18 protein-coding genes are annotated in these 16,079 nt (G+C 66.8%); 10 read left to right on the top strand and 8 right to left on the bottom strand.

Going from position 1 to position 16,079, the window contains the following annotated elements:
- Positions 1 to 11: 11 nt before the first annotated feature.
- From phnL to phnG, 6 genes are read right to left on the bottom strand one after another with little or no spacing between them, the layout of a single operon-like run.
- On the bottom strand, positions 12 to 809 hold the full coding sequence (gene phnL, locus F6X42_RS22020) for a phosphonate C-P lyase system protein PhnL (RefSeq protein WP_187636214.1): 798 nt from the start codon (positions 807 to 809) through the stop codon (positions 12 to 14).
- Between the two features lie 8 nt (positions 810 to 817).
- Positions 818 to 1,588, bottom strand: coding sequence for a phosphonate C-P lyase system protein PhnK (gene phnK / locus F6X42_RS22015; protein WP_187636213.1), 771 nt, complete (start codon positions 1,586 to 1,588; stop codon positions 818 to 820).
- Positions 1,585 to 2,517 (bottom strand): alpha-D-ribose 1-methylphosphonate 5-phosphate C-P-lyase PhnJ, encoded by a 933-nt coding sequence (locus F6X42_RS22010; RefSeq protein ID WP_187636212.1) that lies wholly within the window; start codon positions 2,515 to 2,517, stop codon positions 1,585 to 1,587. The genes phnK and F6X42_RS22010 overlap by 4 nt, the downstream gene beginning before the upstream one ends.
- Complete coding sequence (locus tag F6X42_RS22005) at positions 2,514 to 3,650, bottom strand: carbon-phosphorus lyase complex subunit (RefSeq protein ID WP_187636211.1); 1,137 nt, start codon at positions 3,648 to 3,650, stop codon at positions 2,514 to 2,516. The genes F6X42_RS22010 and F6X42_RS22005 overlap by 4 nt, the downstream gene beginning before the upstream one ends.
- Positions 3,650 to 4,261 carry a phosphonate C-P lyase system protein PhnH gene (phnH, locus tag F6X42_RS22000; RefSeq protein WP_187636210.1) on the bottom strand — a complete coding sequence of 204 codons (612 nt, stop codon included), beginning with the start codon at positions 4,259 to 4,261 and terminating at the stop codon, positions 3,650 to 3,652. Before phnH ends, F6X42_RS22005 begins: the two co-directional genes overlap by 1 nt.
- Positions 4,261 to 4,767, bottom strand: a complete 507-nt coding sequence (gene phnG, locus F6X42_RS21995; RefSeq protein WP_187636209.1) for a phosphonate C-P lyase system protein PhnG — start codon at positions 4,765 to 4,767, stop codon at positions 4,261 to 4,263. Before phnG ends, phnH begins: the two co-directional genes overlap by 1 nt.
- A gap of 180 nt (positions 4,768 to 4,947) precedes the next feature.
- Here phnG and phnF point away from each other — a divergent pair, with 180 nt between their 5' ends.
- Genes phnF through phnN form a run of 3 tightly spaced genes read left to right on the top strand, consistent with a single transcriptional unit; the run spans position 4,948 to position 7,015 of the window.
- Entirely contained in the window at positions 4,948 to 5,706 is a 759-nt protein-coding gene (phnF, locus tag F6X42_RS21990; protein WP_187636208.1) for a phosphonate metabolism transcriptional regulator PhnF, read from the top strand.
- A complete protein-coding gene (locus F6X42_RS21985) occupies positions 5,703 to 6,467 on the top strand; it encodes a DUF1045 domain-containing protein (RefSeq protein ID WP_187636207.1) in 765 nt (254 codons plus the stop codon). Before phnF ends, F6X42_RS21985 begins: the two co-directional genes overlap by 4 nt.
- Positions 6,464 to 7,015 carry a phosphonate metabolism protein/1,5-bisphosphokinase (PRPP-forming) PhnN gene (gene phnN, locus F6X42_RS21980; RefSeq protein WP_187636206.1) on the top strand — a complete coding sequence of 184 codons (552 nt, stop codon included), beginning with the start codon at positions 6,464 to 6,466 and terminating at the stop codon, positions 7,013 to 7,015. Before F6X42_RS21985 ends, phnN begins: the two co-directional genes overlap by 4 nt.
- 30 nt (positions 7,016 to 7,045) lie before the next feature.
- On the opposite strand, the gene F6X42_RS21975 is transcribed toward phnN, so the two are convergent.
- Entirely contained in the window at positions 7,046 to 7,954 is a 909-nt protein-coding gene (locus tag F6X42_RS21975; RefSeq protein ID WP_187636250.1) for a LysR family transcriptional regulator, read from the bottom strand.
- A 111-nt stretch (positions 7,955 to 8,065) separates the two neighbouring features.
- On the opposite strand from F6X42_RS21975, the gene F6X42_RS21970 reads away from it, so the two are divergent.
- Positions 8,066 to 9,256 (top strand): M20 aminoacylase family protein, encoded by a 1,191-nt coding sequence (locus F6X42_RS21970; RefSeq protein WP_187636205.1) that lies wholly within the window; start codon positions 8,066 to 8,068, stop codon positions 9,254 to 9,256.
- A 44-nt stretch (positions 9,257 to 9,300) separates the two neighbouring features.
- Here F6X42_RS21970 and F6X42_RS21965 read toward each other — a convergent pair whose 3' ends face one another.
- Positions 9,301 to 10,125, bottom strand: a complete 825-nt coding sequence (locus tag F6X42_RS21965) for an IclR family transcriptional regulator (protein ID WP_187636204.1) — start codon at positions 10,123 to 10,125, stop codon at positions 9,301 to 9,303.
- A 244-nt stretch (positions 10,126 to 10,369) separates the two neighbouring features.
- Between F6X42_RS21965 and F6X42_RS21960 the strand changes: the two genes are divergently transcribed.
- The 6 genes from F6X42_RS21960 to denD all read left to right on the top strand — a co-directional run bounded on the left by F6X42_RS21960 (position 10,370) and on the right by denD (position 15,928).
- The gene (locus F6X42_RS21960) at positions 10,370 to 11,074 is read left to right on the top strand and encodes a FadR/GntR family transcriptional regulator (RefSeq protein ID WP_187636203.1); all 705 of its coding nucleotides are present in this window, start codon (positions 10,370 to 10,372) and stop codon (positions 11,072 to 11,074) included.
- Between the two features lie 45 nt (positions 11,075 to 11,119).
- A complete protein-coding gene (gene ltnD / locus F6X42_RS21955) occupies positions 11,120 to 12,010 on the top strand; it encodes an L-threonate dehydrogenase (RefSeq protein WP_187636202.1) in 891 nt (296 codons plus the stop codon).
- Between the two features lie 14 nt (positions 12,011 to 12,024).
- Positions 12,025 to 13,338 (top strand): 3-oxo-tetronate kinase, encoded by a 1,314-nt coding sequence (gene otnK, locus F6X42_RS21950; RefSeq protein ID WP_187636201.1) that lies wholly within the window; start codon positions 12,025 to 12,027, stop codon positions 13,336 to 13,338.
- On the top strand, positions 13,335 to 13,997 hold the full coding sequence (otnC, locus tag F6X42_RS21945; RefSeq protein ID WP_187636200.1) for a 3-oxo-tetronate 4-phosphate decarboxylase: 663 nt from the start codon (positions 13,335 to 13,337) through the stop codon (positions 13,995 to 13,997). The genes otnK and otnC overlap by 4 nt, the downstream gene beginning before the upstream one ends.
- A 61-nt stretch (positions 13,998 to 14,058) precedes the next feature.
- The gene (gene otnI, locus F6X42_RS21940; RefSeq protein ID WP_187636199.1) at positions 14,059 to 14,859 is read left to right on the top strand and encodes a 2-oxo-tetronate isomerase; all 801 of its coding nucleotides are present in this window, start codon (positions 14,059 to 14,061) and stop codon (positions 14,857 to 14,859) included.
- An 88-nt stretch (positions 14,860 to 14,947) separates the two neighbouring features.
- Complete coding sequence (gene denD / locus F6X42_RS21935; RefSeq protein WP_187636198.1) at positions 14,948 to 15,928, top strand: D-erythronate dehydrogenase; 981 nt, start codon at positions 14,948 to 14,950, stop codon at positions 15,926 to 15,928.
- Positions 15,929 to 16,079: the final 151 nt, after the last annotated feature.

Raw genomic sequence — 16,079 nt, 5'->3', positions numbered from 1 at the left:
TTGCTCCGTAGTCAGTCGGGGCGGGTTTCAGATCGGTGCCGCAGCGGCGGCCGCAGTTCGAGGCGGCGCGTCGCGACCTTGTTGCGTGTCTCTTCGTCGTGAAAGATACCAACGATCGCCGCGCCGCGCTCGCGCGCCTCGACGATCAGATCGGCCACCACGTCGCGGTTTTCCGCATCGAGCGAAGCGGTCGGCTCGTCGAGCAGCAACAGCGGATGCCCGGCGATCAAACCGCGCGCGATATTCACGCGCTGCTGCTCGCCGCCCGAAAACGTCGCGGGCGCGAGCGACCACAGACGCTTGGGCACGTTCAGCCGCGCGAGCAATCCAGCGGCGCGCGCGCTGGCTTCGTGTTCGGCGACGCCGTGCAACACCAACGGCTCGGCGACCAGCGCAAGCGTCGGCACGCGCGGAATCACGCGCAAAAACTGGCTCACGTAGCCGACCACGCCACGGCGCAGACGCAGCACCTCACGCGGTTCGGCACCGGTGATCGTGACAGGCCGGCCGTGATCGCTGGTGTCGCGAATCGCGATCGAGCCGCTGCTCGCCAGATAGTTGCCATACAGACAGCGCAGCAGCGTGCTCTTGCCCGCACCCGACGGCCCGACCAGCACCACGCATTCGCCGCGCTCGACCTCGAGCGACACATTCGCGAGCGCGTCGATCCGCACGCCGCCCTGGCCGTGCAGCGTGAAAGTCTTGCCGATGCCGGTGGCGCGCAGCATCAGCGCCGCGTTGTCGGCGAAAGCGCGCTCGCCGTGGCGCGCATTGCTGTCTGCGTCGATGACTACCTCAGTGGATCGCATTGTGAGCCTCAAACCGGCAGAACCGAGGAAACCAGCGTTTGCGTATAAGGGTGCTGCGGATCGTCGAGCACCTGATCGGTCAGGCCGGCTTCGACGACTTCGCCCGCCTGCATCACGATGAGCCGATGCGCGAGTAGACGCGCGACGCCGATATCGTGCGTGACGATCAGCACCGACAGATGCAGCGTCGAGCTCAGCGTGCGCAGCAAATCGAGCAGACGCGCCTGCACGGATACGTCGAGACCGGCGGTCGGTTCGTCCATGAACACCAGCCGCGGACCGGTGACGAGATTGCGCGCGATCTGCAGACGCTGCTGCATGCCGCCCGAAAACGCGGCGGGGAATTCGTCGATGCGCGTCGCGTCGAGCTCGACGCGCTCCATCCATTGCGTGGCCATGCGGCGAATCTCGCCGTAGTGGCGCGCGCCGACCGCCATCAACGGCTCGCCGATGTTGGCCCCGGCCGATACGCCGCTGCGCAGGCCGTCGCGCGGATTCTGCTGCACGAAGCCCCACTCGGTGCGCATCAGCAGACGGCGGCGCGGCTCGGACAGCGCGCGCAGATCGAGCGAGTCGCCATGCGACGCGGTGTAGTGCAGCGAGCCGCTATCGGCCTCGGTCTTCAGCGCCAGCGTGTTGAGCAGCGTGGTTTTGCCCGAGCCCGATTCGCCGACGATGCACAGCACCTCGCCCGGATACAGATCGAAGCTCACGTTGCGGCAACCGTTGCGGCCGCCATATTGTTTGGTGAGCGCGCGTGCGCTCAGAAGCGGCGTCATGCGGATTCTCCTTCGCGCGTGGCGCGCGGCAGCGCTGCTGGCGGTTCGATTTCGCCGTCGCCGCGCCGCTCGTGACAGTAGTCGCTATCGGAGCACACGAACATGCGCGTGCCCGCATCGTCGACGATCATTTCGTCGAGAAAGCTTTCCTTCGATCCACACAGCGCGCACGCGTGCTGCCACTTCTGCACTTCGAACGGATGATCGTCGAAGTCGAGGCTGCGCACCGGCGTATAAGGCGGAATCGCGTGGATGCGGCGTTCGCGGCCCGCGCCGAATAGTTGCAGCGCCGCGTTCATATGCATCTTCGGATTGTCGAACTTCGGGATCGGCGACGGTGAGCTCAGATAGCGATGATTGACGATCACCGGGTAGTCGTAGGTGGTCGCGATGCTGCCGTGATGCACGATGTCCTCGTACAGCTTCACGCTGATCAATCCGTAATCGGCGAGCGCATGCAGCTTTTTGCATTCTGCGACGCGCGGTTCGAGCCGGTACAGCGGCTCGGGCATCGGCACCTGATAGACGAGGATCTGCCGCTCGGTCAGCGGCGTTTCAGGAATCCGGTGCCGCGTCTGGATGATCGTCGCTTCGCTGGTATGCCGCGTGGTCGTCACGCCCGTGGTGCGCGCGAAGAAGCGGCGGATGTTGACCGCGTTGGTGGTTTCGTCCGAGCCCTGATCGATGACCTTCAGCGTGTCCGTTTTGCCGATGATCGCGGCCGTCACCTGGATGCCGCCGGTGCCCCAGCCATACGGCAGCGGCATTTCGCGCGACGCGAACGGCACCTGGTAGCCCGGCACGGCGACTGCCTTCAGCAGCGCGCGGCGCAGCATGCGCTTGGTCTGCTCGTCGAGATACGCGAAGTTGTAGCCGTGTGCGGCGCTGTCGTATGAGGTGTTGGCAACGGCGGTGTCGGGCGCGTTCATGCTGCCTGCTCCTTGCCGGTCTCGCGGCTTGTTTCATCGTGGCTGTGATGCTGCGCGCGCAGACGCCGTACCAGTTCCAGCTCCGCCTGGAAGTCGACGTAATGCGGCAGCTTCAGGTGCTGCACGAAACCCGACGCCTCGACGTTGTCGCTATGCGATAGCATGAATTCGATGTCCTGCGTCGGCGACGCGAGCGTTTCGCCGAGTTCTTCGGCGCGCAACGCGCGATCGACCAGCGCCATCGCCATCGCTTTGCGCTCCGAGTGGCCGAACGCGAGACCGTAGCCTTGCGTGAAGGCGGGCGGCACCGCGCCGCTGCCCGCGAACTGGTTGATCATCTGGCACTCGGTGATGTCGATATCGCCGATGTCGACTGCTTCGCCGAGTTCGTCGAGGTCCATCTCGAGCGCGATCGTGCCGAAGCGGATCTCGCCCGCGAACGGATGCGAGTGCGCGTAGCCGCGCTGCGTCGCATAGCCCATCGCGAGCAGGAAGCCTTCGTCGCCACGCGCGAGATTTTGCAGACGCGTTGCGCGGCTCGCCGGAAACGCGAGCGGTTCGCGCGACAGATCGCCGGGTTGCGCGCCATCGGGTGTCGGGCGCTCCTGTTCGATCAGGCCTTCCTTGTCGAGCAGCGACACGACGCGCGGCATCGATTCCGGCGCGGGCGGCTCTTGCGGAACCGGCCCGCTGCCTCGCGTCACGCCTTGCTGTGCACCATCACCATCGGCCAGCAACGCGAAATCGAGCAGACGCTGCGTGTAGTCATAGGTCGCGCCGAGCAGCTGGCCGCCGGGCAGGTCCTTGAAGGTCGCCGAGATGCGCCGCTCGACCTGCATCGTTTCGGTATCGATCGCACGCGTATAGCCGAAGCGCGGCAACGTGGTGCGATACGCGCGCAGCAGGAAGATCGCTTCGACCAGATCGCCGGCCGCCTGCTTGATTGCGAGCGCGGCGAGCTCTTCGTCGTAGACCGAGCCTTCGGTCATCACCCGCGCGACCGCGAGCCGCAACTGCTCGCGAATCTGCGCGACGCTCAGTTCGGCGATCTGCGTATCGCCGCGGCGCGCTTTGTCGAGCAGGCGCCACGACGCCTCGATCGCGCGTTCCCCACCTTTGACGGCAACGTACATCAGTTCACCTTCGCTTCAGTTGTGCGCGGCAGGCCGATCACGCGCAGGCCGCAAACCAGATAACAGTCGATGCCGCACGGAAACAGCGGTGCGAGCATCGCGCGTTCTTGCCAGAACCGCGCGGGAAGACCGACCGGCGAAATTGTTTCGGTACCGCGAATGCCGGGTCCGCTGAGCGTGACCGGTGTGCCGCCGCTCAGCGCGTCGACGCGGATCAGCAGCGTGGCCGACTGTTCGGGCGACTCGTCGCTGCCGGGCGCGAAGCTTTCGAGCGGCGGCCACGCGTCGGCATCGTGCACATACGCGAACGCGGCCGCGCCGGGCGCCTCGACGAGCGGCGCGCCGGTATGGAAACGCAACGCCGACGCGAGCGCGGTATCGGGCTGCGCGAGCCAGACCGGCGTCGCGTAGTCGCACAGCGTCAGCAGCGCGGCGAACGCGGCGGGTTCAACTGGTGTGTTGCGCAACGCGGGCAGCACGTCATGGATCACGCCGATCGTGCCGGGCCGCGACAACGCGTCGAGCAGCGTGCGAAACACGGCCTGGGTATCGTGGACCGGGTCCGCGAAACCCGGCGTCAGCGCGGACAACGCAATCGGTGAATGTTCCATCAGTCGCCTCGCACCATCGTGAAGAATTCGACGCGCGTCGCCGCGGCATCCTGTTGCTGTTGCGCGCGCCGCGTCCGTTGTTGCGCGGCGAACGGCTCGATCAATTGACGCTGCAGGCTGTCATGATGCTCGGGCATCTGCAGCAAAGCATCGGCGAGAGCGGCCAGTTCGGCGCGACGGCGGTCGCGTCCCAGATGGCAGGCGACGCCGACGGTGGCCTCGGCGTCGCCGCTGGCATGCAGACGCAGCGTGGCGCGCGTGAGCGTTGCCTCACCGAGATTGAACGGGTCGCCGCTGCCGCCGATCCGCCCTCGCACCATCGCGAGGCCGATTTCAGGGGGACGCAGCCAGTCGTACGCGGGGGTGGGGCGGCCTTGCAGCGCGCGCTGCAGCGCCGCTTCGAGGTCGGCGCGCGGCGTACGCGCCAGCACGGCCATCCAGGCGCGCCGCGCCGCCGAAGACACGGCCGGCAGCGGCGAAGAGGGAGGAACGGAACTCGGGCTCATCGGATTTCCTGTCGATCCAGCGAGTGTACATTGGAGCATCTATTCATCTAAACGTCTAGACGTTTATAAGCATAGAAGTCTGGACTGTCGTACAAGGCTGACGTTTCATATTTCCATCACGGCTCGCGCACTACAATGCACGTGATGGCGATCATTTGAACCGAAGGGAATGACAGCACCATGACATCGAACGACAGCGCGGCGCCGGCCACGACGCTCGAACGCGGCGCGGGCGTGGCCGTCTGGAGACAGATCGAACAGATCCTGGCCGCCGAGATCGCGGCGAGCGGGTTCGGCGAAGAAGGGCGGCTGCCGAGCGAGGGCGAGCTGGCGAAGCGCTTCGACGTCAACCGCCACACGGTGCGTCGCGCGATGCTCGGCCTCGCCGCGCTCGGCCTGGTCAGCGTCGAGCAGGGGCGCGGCACGTTCGTGCAGCCCGGCGCGATCGACTATTCGATCGGCCGCCGTACGCGCTTCACCGAAAACCTGCGTCAGCAGCATCACTCGCCCGCGGGCACGATGCTGTCGGCGGCGCGTGTTAAGGCCGAGCCCACTGTCGCGAAGGCGTTGGGTCTGCGCGCGGGCGCGGCCGTGTATCGCATCGAATCGCTGAACGCGTCCGACGGCGTGCCGCTCACGTTCGCGCGCAGCTGGTATCCGGCCACGCGTTTTCCGGATCTGCCGGAGGTGGTGCAACGCCTCGGTGGCACGACGAAGGCGCTGGCCGAATTCGGCGTGGACGATTATCTGCGCAAGTGGAGCCGCATCGGCAGCGTGCTGCCTGAGCCGGAGGTCGCGCGGCGGCTCAACATCAACCGTCAGCAGCCGGTGCTGTGGGTCGAGAACGTCGACGTCGATCTGCAAGGCACGCCGGTCAAATACGGCTTCACGCATTTCGCGGCCGACCGCGTGCAACTGCTCGTGGAGCACGACCTGTGAGCGGCCCCGCATGGAGTGCCGAAGCGCGCTTTGCGCTGTACTACGCGCCGTCGCGTGAATCCGCTTGGTGGCGGGCCGGCTCGACATGGCTCGGCCGTGATGCGCACAGCGGCGAGCGCTGCGCGCAGCCGCAGCCGCCGGGACTGACGCGCCCGCTCGCCGCGTTGACCGACGCGCCGCGCCGCTATGGCTGGCATGGCACGCTGGTCGCGCCGTTCCGGCCCGGCGCCGGCGTCACGCAGCACGACGTGCTCGCGGCCGCGCGTGCGTGGGCGCTCGCGCAGCACGCGTTCGCGTTGCCGGTGGAAGCGGCCATGCTGGGCGACTTCGTCGCGATGCGTCCCGCGAATGCAGATGGCGAGGCGCGCATTCGCGAACTCGCGTCGAACGCGCTGCAATCGCTCGACGGGCTGCGCGCGCATCCGTCGGCGGCCGATCTCGAGCGCCGGCTCGCCGCGCCGCTTAGCGAGCGCCAACGTGCGTTGCTGCTGCAATGGGGCTATCCGTACGTGTTCGACGAGTTCCGTTTTCACATGACGTTGTCGAGTTCGCTCGCCGATGCCGACGAGCGCGCGACGCTGCTCGCCTGGTGGCGTGAGCGCACGCCCGCGCTTGGGCCGCTCGCGGTCGATCAGGCCGCGCTGTTCGTCGAGCCGGCGCCGGGCGACCCGTTCATTCTGTGGCGGGCGCTGCCGTTCAGCGACGGCGCGCAACGCGGCTATGGCAACGATAAGCAGCAACGCGCGGTGAGCAGCCAATGACTGGGCGTTTGATCTATGTGATGGGGCCGTCGGGCGCGGGCAAGGACTCGCTGCTGCAATTCGCGCGCAAGCGGCTTGCCGGCGAGCCGGTCGTGTTCGCGCATCGTTACATCACGCGGCCGAGCGGCAATGGGGAAGTGCACGTCACACTGAGCGTCGAGGAGTTCGCCGCGCGTTCGCTGCTCGGCCTGTTCGCGCTCGAATGGTCGAGCCATTCGCTGCGCTATGGCATCGGTATCGAACTCGATGCGTGGCTCGCGCGCGGCTGCACGGTGGTCGTCAACGGCTCGCGGCAGTACGTGCAGCATGCGCTCGCGCGCTATCCACGCGCGGAAGTGGTGCATGTGAGCGCCGCGCCCGATATTCTCGAAGCGCGGCTCGGCGCGCGGGCGCGCGAATCGGCGGAACAGGTCGCGGCGCGACTCGCGCGGCGTGCGCCGTTTGCATTGCCCGCCGGCGTGCGCTGCACGACGATCGACAACTCCGGCGCGCTCGAAGACGCGGGTCACGCTTTGATCACAGTGCTCAAGGAGCGCGTGAGCCCATAGCGCAAGCGCACGCTCACCCGGGCAAGCGGCTTATTGCACGGCCTCCATCCGTTCCCGCGTCACCTGCCGCAAACATGCGACGAACTGCTGCACGGCCGGCGTCGGCAGCAGATCGCGTCGCGAGATGATGCTTAGATCGTAGTTCGGCAGCGCGTCTTCGATCGGCGCGACACAAATGCCGAGCGGCGCGACCTTCTGCGCGAGCGGCCGCGTGAAGCAGCTGATCACGTCGGTCTGCGACACCAGCCCGAGCGTCACCGCAAACGACGACGGCGCGCGCAACAGCCGCTTCGGCACCGGCAGGCCGTGCGCGCTGAACATCGCCATCATCACGCTGTGCGGGAAATGATCGGCGCCGACCGTGACGATCCACTCGGCGTCGAGCAGTTCGGACAGACGCGTGACGTTCGCGAGCGGATGCCCGGCGCGCATCGTGACGACGAACTGCGTCGAGTACAGCGGCACCTGCACCAGGTCGCTGTCCAATGCCTGCACGTGATGGATCGCCGCGAGATCGAGCGCGCCGTTGCGCAAACGCGCGAGCGCATCGGGCACCGTGACTTCCTCCAGATGCAGGTTGACTAGCGGCATCTTCTCGCGGAAGCTCGACACCGCATGCGGCAGCACCGTCAGCGCGAGCGATGGCATCGTGCCGACGCTGACCTTGCCGGCCAGTTCCCCCTTCACCTGCTCGACGGCCTCGACGGTGCGGCGTATGTCACCGAGCAACTGCTCGGCGCGCGGCAACAGCGCGAGCCCGCACGCGGTCAGCTCGATGCCGCGCACACTGCGCACCATTAGTTCCGCGTTGAGCGCGCTCTCCAACTCGCGAATCGTATGCGTGACGGCCGGCTGTGTGACGCCAAGCTCACGCGCGGCGGCGCGCAGGCTGCGCTGACGCGCGGCGACGACGAAGGCCTGCAACTGCTGCAGCTTCATAAGGGTAGGCCCCAATATAAGACGCGTTAATCAGGGTGAAAAAAATAGCATCTTATTCGAACCTGACGGCGTGGCTATAGTGCGAGGCTACTCACTGGAGCCATACCAACTATGAACGAGACCCCGCGTTTGACCGAAGTGTCCGATCTGGAGCCCGCCGCCGCGAGCCTGCGCGAGATTCGCCATCACATTCATCACCATCCCGAACTCGCGTACGAAGAAGTGCAAACGGCGGCGCTCGTCGCCGACAAGCTCGAACGATGGGGCTGGCAGGTCACGCGCGGGGTCGGCAAGACCGGCGTGGTCGGCACGCTGAAAGTGGGCGACAGTCAGCGCAGCATCGGCATTCGCGCGGACATGGACGCGCTGCCGATCATCGAGCAGACCGGCCTGCCGTACGCGAGCGACACCCACGGCAAGATGCACGCGTGCGGCCACGACGGCCATACGACGATCCTGCTCGGCGCCGCGCAACGGCTCGCGGCCACGCGCAATTTCTCGGGCACCGTGCATCTGTATTTCCAGCCGGCCGAGGAGAGCGGCATCGACAGCGGCGCGCTGAAGATGATCGACGACGGCCTGTTCGAGCGCTTCCCGTGCGACGCCGTGTTCGGCCTGCACAACCATCCGGGCGCGGAGCCGGGCGTGCTGCTGTTCCGCAAGGGGCCGTTCATGTCGGCGGGCGACAAGGCGATCATCACGATAGAAGGCATCGGCGGTCATGCGGCGCGTCCGCATCTGACCGTCGACCCGGTGGTGGTGGCCGCGAGCATCGTGATGGCGCTGCAGACGATCGTCGCGCGCAACGTCGATCCGTCGCAGCCGGCCGTGGTGACGGTCGGCTCGATGCACGCGGGCACCGCGAACAACGTGATTTCGAGCAGCGCGCGGCTCGAACTGAGCGTGCGCTCGTTCAGCCCCGAGGTACGCGCGTTGCTGAAGAAGCGCATCATCGAGCTTGCCGAATCGCAGGCCGCGAGCTATGGCGGCACGGCGAACGTCGAGTACATCGAAGGGTATCCGGTCGTCATCAATACGGACGCCGAAACGGATTTCGCGGTGCAGGTCGCGCGCGAGCTGGTCGGCGACGCCAAGGTGGTCGAGCAGACCGACATCCTGATGGGGAGCGAGGACTTCGCGTTCATGCTGCAGCAGCGGCCGGGCACGTTCCTGCGCATCGGCAATGGCGCCGGCGAGGACGGCTGCATGGTGCACAACCCGCACTACGACTTCAACGACCGCAACCTGCCGATCGGCGCGGCGTTCTGGGCGCGGCTGGTGGAGCGCTACCTCGCGCGGTGAGCGATTGGAACGAACGCCGCGGGGCGCGCCAGTGCGCGACTTCATCAGCCCCGTCGCGCGACCATCTCCGAGACCGTCTGCGCGGCTTGCTGCAGCGGTTCCAGAAACGCCTTCACCATCTGTTTGGCCGAATTGCGCTGCGCGTTGCCGCTGATGTTCATCGCGGCGATCACACGGCCCTGGCGATTGCGAATCGGCGCGGACAGCGAAATCAAGCCGCCCTCGAGCTCCTGATCGACAATCGCCCACCCCTGGCGTCGCACCTGCTCGATCAACCTCTTCAATTCTTCCTTGTCGGTGACGGTGCGCGGCGTGTGCGCGTAGAGCGGCGACGAGTTCAGCGTTGCGTCGAGCGTCTGGTCGTCGAGCGAGGCGAGCAGCACGCGGCCCATCGACGTGCAGTACGCGGGCAGGCGGCTGCCGATCGACAGGTTGATCGTCATGATCTTGTGGGTCGGCACGCGCAGCACGTAGACGATCTCGGTGCGATCGAGCACGGCCGCCGAGCAGCTTTCGTGCACCTGCGCCGACAGGCTCTCCATCACCGGTTCGGCGAGATTCCAGAACGGCATCGAGGTCAGGTACGCGAAGCCGAGGTCGAGAATCTTCGGCGTCAGACGGAACAGGCGCCCCTCGGCTTCCACGTAGCCGAGCGTTTGCAGCGTGAGCAGGATCCGGCGCGCGCCGGCGCGCGTGAGGCCGGTCGCCGCGGCGACGTCGGTGAGCGTCTGTTCGGGGCGCGTCGCGTCGAATGCGCGGATGACCGCGAGGCCCCGCGCGAACGACTGCACGTACGAGTCGCCCGGTTTCTCCGGGGGCGGTTCGGCGTTGGCGGGCGCGACGGAAGACGGCGGCAGGGCTTTGCTCATGGACCTTGATCGTGGTGTCGGAAAAGTGCGCACGAAGGACGTGCGACGCGCGTTGATTTCGATGCGGCGCCGCGTTTTGCGTGGCGGCGCAAAGGCGAGACGATAGCTTAAGCCTTCTGTTTCGCCAAATAACGCCGATCCGTTCAAAAAACCCAGGGTTTGCGTGAATGCGATTCGCGGTTCAAATTTGTATGATGACCCGATAACCAGATCACTTCACCGCATCCGATCCCACCGATCCACCATGTTCGACAAGATTCCCGCGCGCGCGTTGAGCGACGCCGTCGCGCAGCAACTGCTGAAGCAGATCGACAAGGGCACCTTCGCGCGCGGCGCCAGGCTGCCGACCGAAGCCGTGCTCTCGCAACAGTTCGGCGTGAGCCGCACGGTGATTCGCGAGGCGCTGTCGCGGCTGAAGAACGAGGGGGTGGTCGAGCCGCGCCAGGGTAGTGGCGTGTTCGTCGCCGGGCACGGCGCGATCCGCCCGCTGCGGATCGACTATGCGGAAGCCGTCGAACCGGGCTCGGTCGTGCACATCCTTGCGCTGCGCCGCGCGATCGAGGCCGAGGTCGCGTCGGAAGCCGCGATGCGCCGCAGCGATGCCGACATGGCCGCGATCGACGCCGCGCTCGCGCGCATCGAACGGGCGGTCGCCGACGGCGAAGACGGCGTTGCCGAAGACGTCGCGTTTCATCGCGCGATCGCGGCGGCGACGGGCAATCCCTATTTCCTGAAGACGTTGACGTTCGTCAATCAGTACCTCCAGGCGGGCACGGTCGTTACGCGTCGCAACGAGGCGCTGCGCGAGGACTTCTCGCGGCAGGTGCGCGAGGAGCACGCGGCGATCGCCGCCGCGATTCGTGCCGGCGATCCGATGGCGGCGCGCAATGCCGCGCAGACGCATCTGTACAACGCGGCGCGGCGACTTGCCGAGGCGGGCATCGTCTGACGCGCGTGAATCCACGAATGCAGCACCAATCCATAGAGGTCACGCATGTCGAGAAATGTCGGTGTCATAGGTTTGGGGGCCATGGGGCTCGGCGTCGCGCGCTCGCTGTTGCGCGCGGGCTTTGGCGTTCACGCGTGCGACTTGCGGCGCGACGTGCTGCAGGCGTTCGTCGATGAAGGCGGCTTAGGCTGCGCGACGCCCTCGGATCTCGGCGCGCATTGCGAGGTCGTGATCACGCTGGTCGTGAATGCCGCGCAAACCGAAGCCGTACTGTTCGGCGAGCATGGCGCGCTCGCGGCGATGAAGCCGGGCGGTGTCGTGATCGCGTGTGCCACGGTCGCGCCGGAATTCGCGAGCGATCTCGGCAAGCGCGTCGAGGCGGCCGGTCTGCTGATGCTCGATGCGCCGGTGTCGGGTGGCGCGGCGCGCGCCGCGTCGGGCGAAATGACGATGATGACGTCCGGTCCCACGGCCGCTTACGCCGCGTGCGAGGACGTGCTCGCCGCGATCGCCGGCAACGTGTATCGGCTCGGCGCCGCGCATGGCGTCGGCTCGAAGGTGAAGATCATCAATCAGCTGCTGGCCGGCGTGCATATCGCGGCGGCCGCCGAGGCGCTCGCGCTCGGCCTTCGCGAAGGCGTCGACCCGGACGCGCTGTACGACGTGATCACGCACAGCGCGGGCAATTCGTGGATGTTCGAGAATCGTGTGCCGCATATTCTCGCGGGCGACTACACGCCGCTGTCGGCGGTCGATATTTTCGTGAAGGACCTGGGCCTCGTGCTCGATACCGCGCGCCGCACCAAATTTCCGCTGCCGCTGTCGGCGGCAGCGCATCAGATGTTCATGATGGCGTCGACGGCGGGCCACGGTGGCGAAGACGACTCGGCGGTGGTGAAGATTTTCCCCGGCATCGAATTGCCGGCGAAGCAATAGGCGAGGGGCGGGTCATGACGGCTCAGACGAAACCCGCGTTGCTCGGCTGCATCGCCGACGATTTCACCGGCGCCACCGATCTCGCCAACATGCTCGTGCGCGGTGGCATGCGTACCGTGCAGACGATTGGCGTGCCCACCTCGGACGAAGCGCTCGACGCCGACGCGCTCGTCGTTGCGCTGAAGTCGCGCACGATCGCCGCCGCCGACGCGGTCGCGCAATCGCTGGCCGCGCTGGCCTGGCTGCGCGCGCAAGGCTGCCGGCAATTCTTCTTCAAATACTGCTCGACCTTCGATTCGACCGATGCAGGCAACATCGGCCCAGTGACCGATGCGTTGCTGAACGCGCTGTCCGCCGAGTTCGCCGAGCGCGCGTCGTTCACGATCGCGTGTCCCGCGTTTCCCGAGAACGGCCGCACGATTTTTCGCGGTCATCTGTTCGTCGGCGATGCGCTGCTCAACGAGTCGGGCATGGAAAACCATCCGCTGACGCCGATGCGCGACGCGAACCTCGTGCGCGTGCTGCGGCGCCAAACTCAATCGAAGGTCGGGCTCGTGCGTTACGACGCGCTCGCACAAGGCGACGCGGGCGCGCGCGCCGCATTCGCCGCGCTGCGCGCCGACGGCGTGCGCATCGCGATTGCCGACGCGGTGTCCGACGCCGATCTGCACACGCTCGGCGCGGCCTGCGCGGATCTCGCGCTGATCACCGGCGGCTCCGGCGTCGCGCTCGGCTTGCCGGCCAACTTTCGGCGCGCGGCTCTGCTCGGCGAGCAAACCCATGCCGCGCAATTGCCGCGTGTCGGAGGTTTGTCGGCGGTGCTCGCGGGCAGTGCGTCGAAAGCGACCAACGCGCAGGTCGCCGCATGGTGCGCGACGCGGCCCGCGTTTCGCATCGATCCGCTCGCGGCGGCGCGTGGCGAGGATGTCGTCGGCGAGGCGCTCGCGTTCGCACAACAGCGCTTCGCGCACGCGGAGCCGGTGCTGATCTATGCGACCGCATCGGCCGACCAAGTGCAGGCCGTGCAGCGCGAACTCGGCGTCAACGAGGCCGGGCATCTGGTGGAGACGACGTTGGCGTCGATTGCGCGCGGCCTGCGCGAACGCGGCGTGCGCAAGTTCGTCGTCGCGGGCGGCGAGACCTCGGGCGCGGTCGTGCAGGCGCTCGACGTGCGCATGCTGCGCATCGGCGCGCAGATCGATCCGGGCGTGCCGGCCACGGCGACGACCGGCGCCGAGCCGCTCGCGCTCGCGCTGAAGTCCGGCAACTTCGGCACGACCGACTTCTTCGACAAGGCGCTGCGCCATCTCGACGGAGCCGCGCAATGAGCGACGCACCGGCACTTCATACATCCACCGAAGCGCGCGTGCGCGAGGAAATCTGCGCGGTCGGCGCGAGTCTGTATCAGCGCGGCTATACCGTCGGCAGCGCCGGCAACATCAGCGCGCGGCTCGACGACGGCTGGCTGATCACGCCGACCGACGCGTGCCTCGGCCGCCTCGATCCGGCCGACATCGCGAAGGTCGATGCGGATGGCCACGCGGTGTCGGGCGGCAAGCCGTCGAAAACGCTCGCGCTGCATCGCGGCATCTATGCGCGCAACGGCGACGCGCGCGGCATCGTCCATACCCATTCGACCCATCTGGTCGCGTTGACGCTCGCGGGCGTGTGGAGCGAAGCGGACGTGTTGCCGCCGATCACGCCGTACTACGTGATGAAAGTAGGACATGTACCGCTGATTCGCTATCGACGCCCGGGCGATCCGCAAGTGGCCGCGCAGATCGCTGCGCTGGCCGATCGGGTGCGCGCGGTGTTGCTCGAACGTTTGGGGCCGGTGGTGTGGGACCGCTCGGTCGCGCATGCGTCGTATGTGCTCGAAGAGCTCGAGGAGACCGCGCGCCTGTGGCTGATGACGAATCCGCGACCCGCGCCGCTCCACCCCGCCGCGATCGAAGAACTCTGTGCCGCGTTCGGCGCGCGCTGGTAGCGGGGCGCATGACCGATGAAGGCCGCGCACCGCACCGTACTGTCTTAAAGGAGCTGCCACCATGCCTCGCTTCGCCGCCAATCTGTCGATGATGTACCACGAGCACGCGTTCCTCGATCGTTTCGCCGCGGCCGCGCGCGATGGTTTTAATGCGGTCGAATTCCTGTTTCCCTACGAGTACCGCGCGAACGAACTGAAGGCGCGGCTCGACGCGCACGGCCTCACGCAGGCGCTGTTCAATGCACCGCCCGGCGACTGGCACGGCGGCGAGCGCGGCATCGCATCGCTGCCCGGCCGCGAGGATGAGTTCCGCCGCAGCGTCGACACGGCGCTCGGGTACGCGCGAGTGCTCGGCAATCGCAAGCTGCATGTGATGGCGGGGTTGATCGGCGGCGATCAGGCGGGCGAAACGCAGCGTAAAACACAGCGCGACGTGTACCTGAACAATCTCGCCTATGCCGCGCGAGCCGCGCAAGCCGATCAGATCACGATCGTCATCGAGCCGATCAACACGCGCGACATTCCCGGTTATTTCCTCAATCGACAGGACGACGCGCAGGCGATCTGCGCCGAAGTCGGCGCGCCGAACCTGAAAGTGCAGTTCGATTGCTATCACTGCCAGATCGTCGAGGGCGATCTCGCGATCAAGCTCAAACGCGATATGGCCGGCATCGGCCACATCCAGATTGCCGGCGTGCCGGAGCGGCACGAGCCCGACATCGGCGAACTGAACTATCCGTACCTGTTCGATCTGATCGATGCGCTCGGCTACGACGGCTATATCGGCTGCGAATACCGGCCGCGCGCGGGGACCTCGGCGGGACTGGGCTGGCTGAAGCCTTATCTCGACGCGGGGCGCTGAGCTTCGCTGGCTTTCGCTGATCCCTGCTGATCTCGCTGCTTTTGCTGCTTTTGCTGCTATCGCTGACAACTACAGTGGACACCTAACCATGAAAGTACTGATTACCGGCGGCGCGGGTTTTCTCGGCCAGCGTCTCGCGCGCGAACTGCTCGCGCGCGGCGCGCTGAAAGATGCGCACGGCGCAGCGCAAGCGATTACCGGGCTGGTGCTTCTCGACGTCGTGCGCGCCCACGATTTCGGCGATGCGCGCGTGCGCACTGAAGTCGGCGATATCGCGGAGCGCAGCGTGCTCGAACGTGTGATCGACGATCAAACGTCGGCGATCTTTCATCTGGCTGCGATCGTCAGCGGCCAGGCCGAGGCGGACTTCGATCTCGGCATGCGCATCAATCTCGATGCATCGCGGCTGCTGCTCGAAATCTGCCGTCAGCGCGGGCACCAACCGCGCGTCGTGTTCACCAGTTCGGTCGCCGTCTATGGTGGCGATCTACCCGCGCTAGTAATGGACAACACCGCGCTGAATCCGCAGTCGTCGTATGGCGCGCAGAAGGCGATCGCGGAACTGCTGCTGAACGATTATTCGCGGCGCGGTTTCGTCGACGGCCGCGTACTGCGGCTGCCGACTATCAGCGTACGGCCGGGGCGGCCGAATGCGGCGGCGTCGTCGTTTGCGAGCGGCGTCATCCGCGAGCCGCTCAATGGCGAAGAGGCCGTGTGTCCGGTCGCCGGTTCGACGCGGCTGTGGTTGCTGTCGCCGCGCAAGGCGATCGACAGCCTGATCGCCGGCCTCGAACTCGACGGCGCCGCGCTCGGCAAGCAGCGCGCGCTGAACCTGCCGGGCTTGTCGGTCAGCGTCGACGAAATGATCGCGGCACTGCGCGAGGTCGCGGGCGATGCGGTCGCGAGCCGCATCGTGCGGCAGCCCGACGAGCGCATCGAGAAGATCGTCGGCAGTTGGCCCGGTGCGTGGGATACGTCGCGCGCAGAACGGCTCGGGCTCGCGGCCGAGCGCAGTTTCGCGGATGTGATCCGCGGCTACATCGCCGATGAAGGAATCGAAGTTCGCTGAAGATCCCGTTTCCGCGTATTCCCTGGTATCGCTTGGCACGGCTGCGGCCGTGCTTGACACGCTTTCGTGCCCACGCCTATCATCGAGCCTGTTTTGTTCGATATATGACCGGACGTTCGTACAGAGAACATGAGGCCGGGCGAGGAAGACG

This window comes from Paraburkholderia podalyriae (assembly GCF_014397785.1).
In the GTDB taxonomy this organism is placed as follows: Bacteria; Pseudomonadota; Gammaproteobacteria; order Burkholderiales; family Burkholderiaceae; genus Paraburkholderia; species Paraburkholderia podalyriae.
This window is presented reverse-complemented; position numbering and strand designations above follow the sequence as displayed.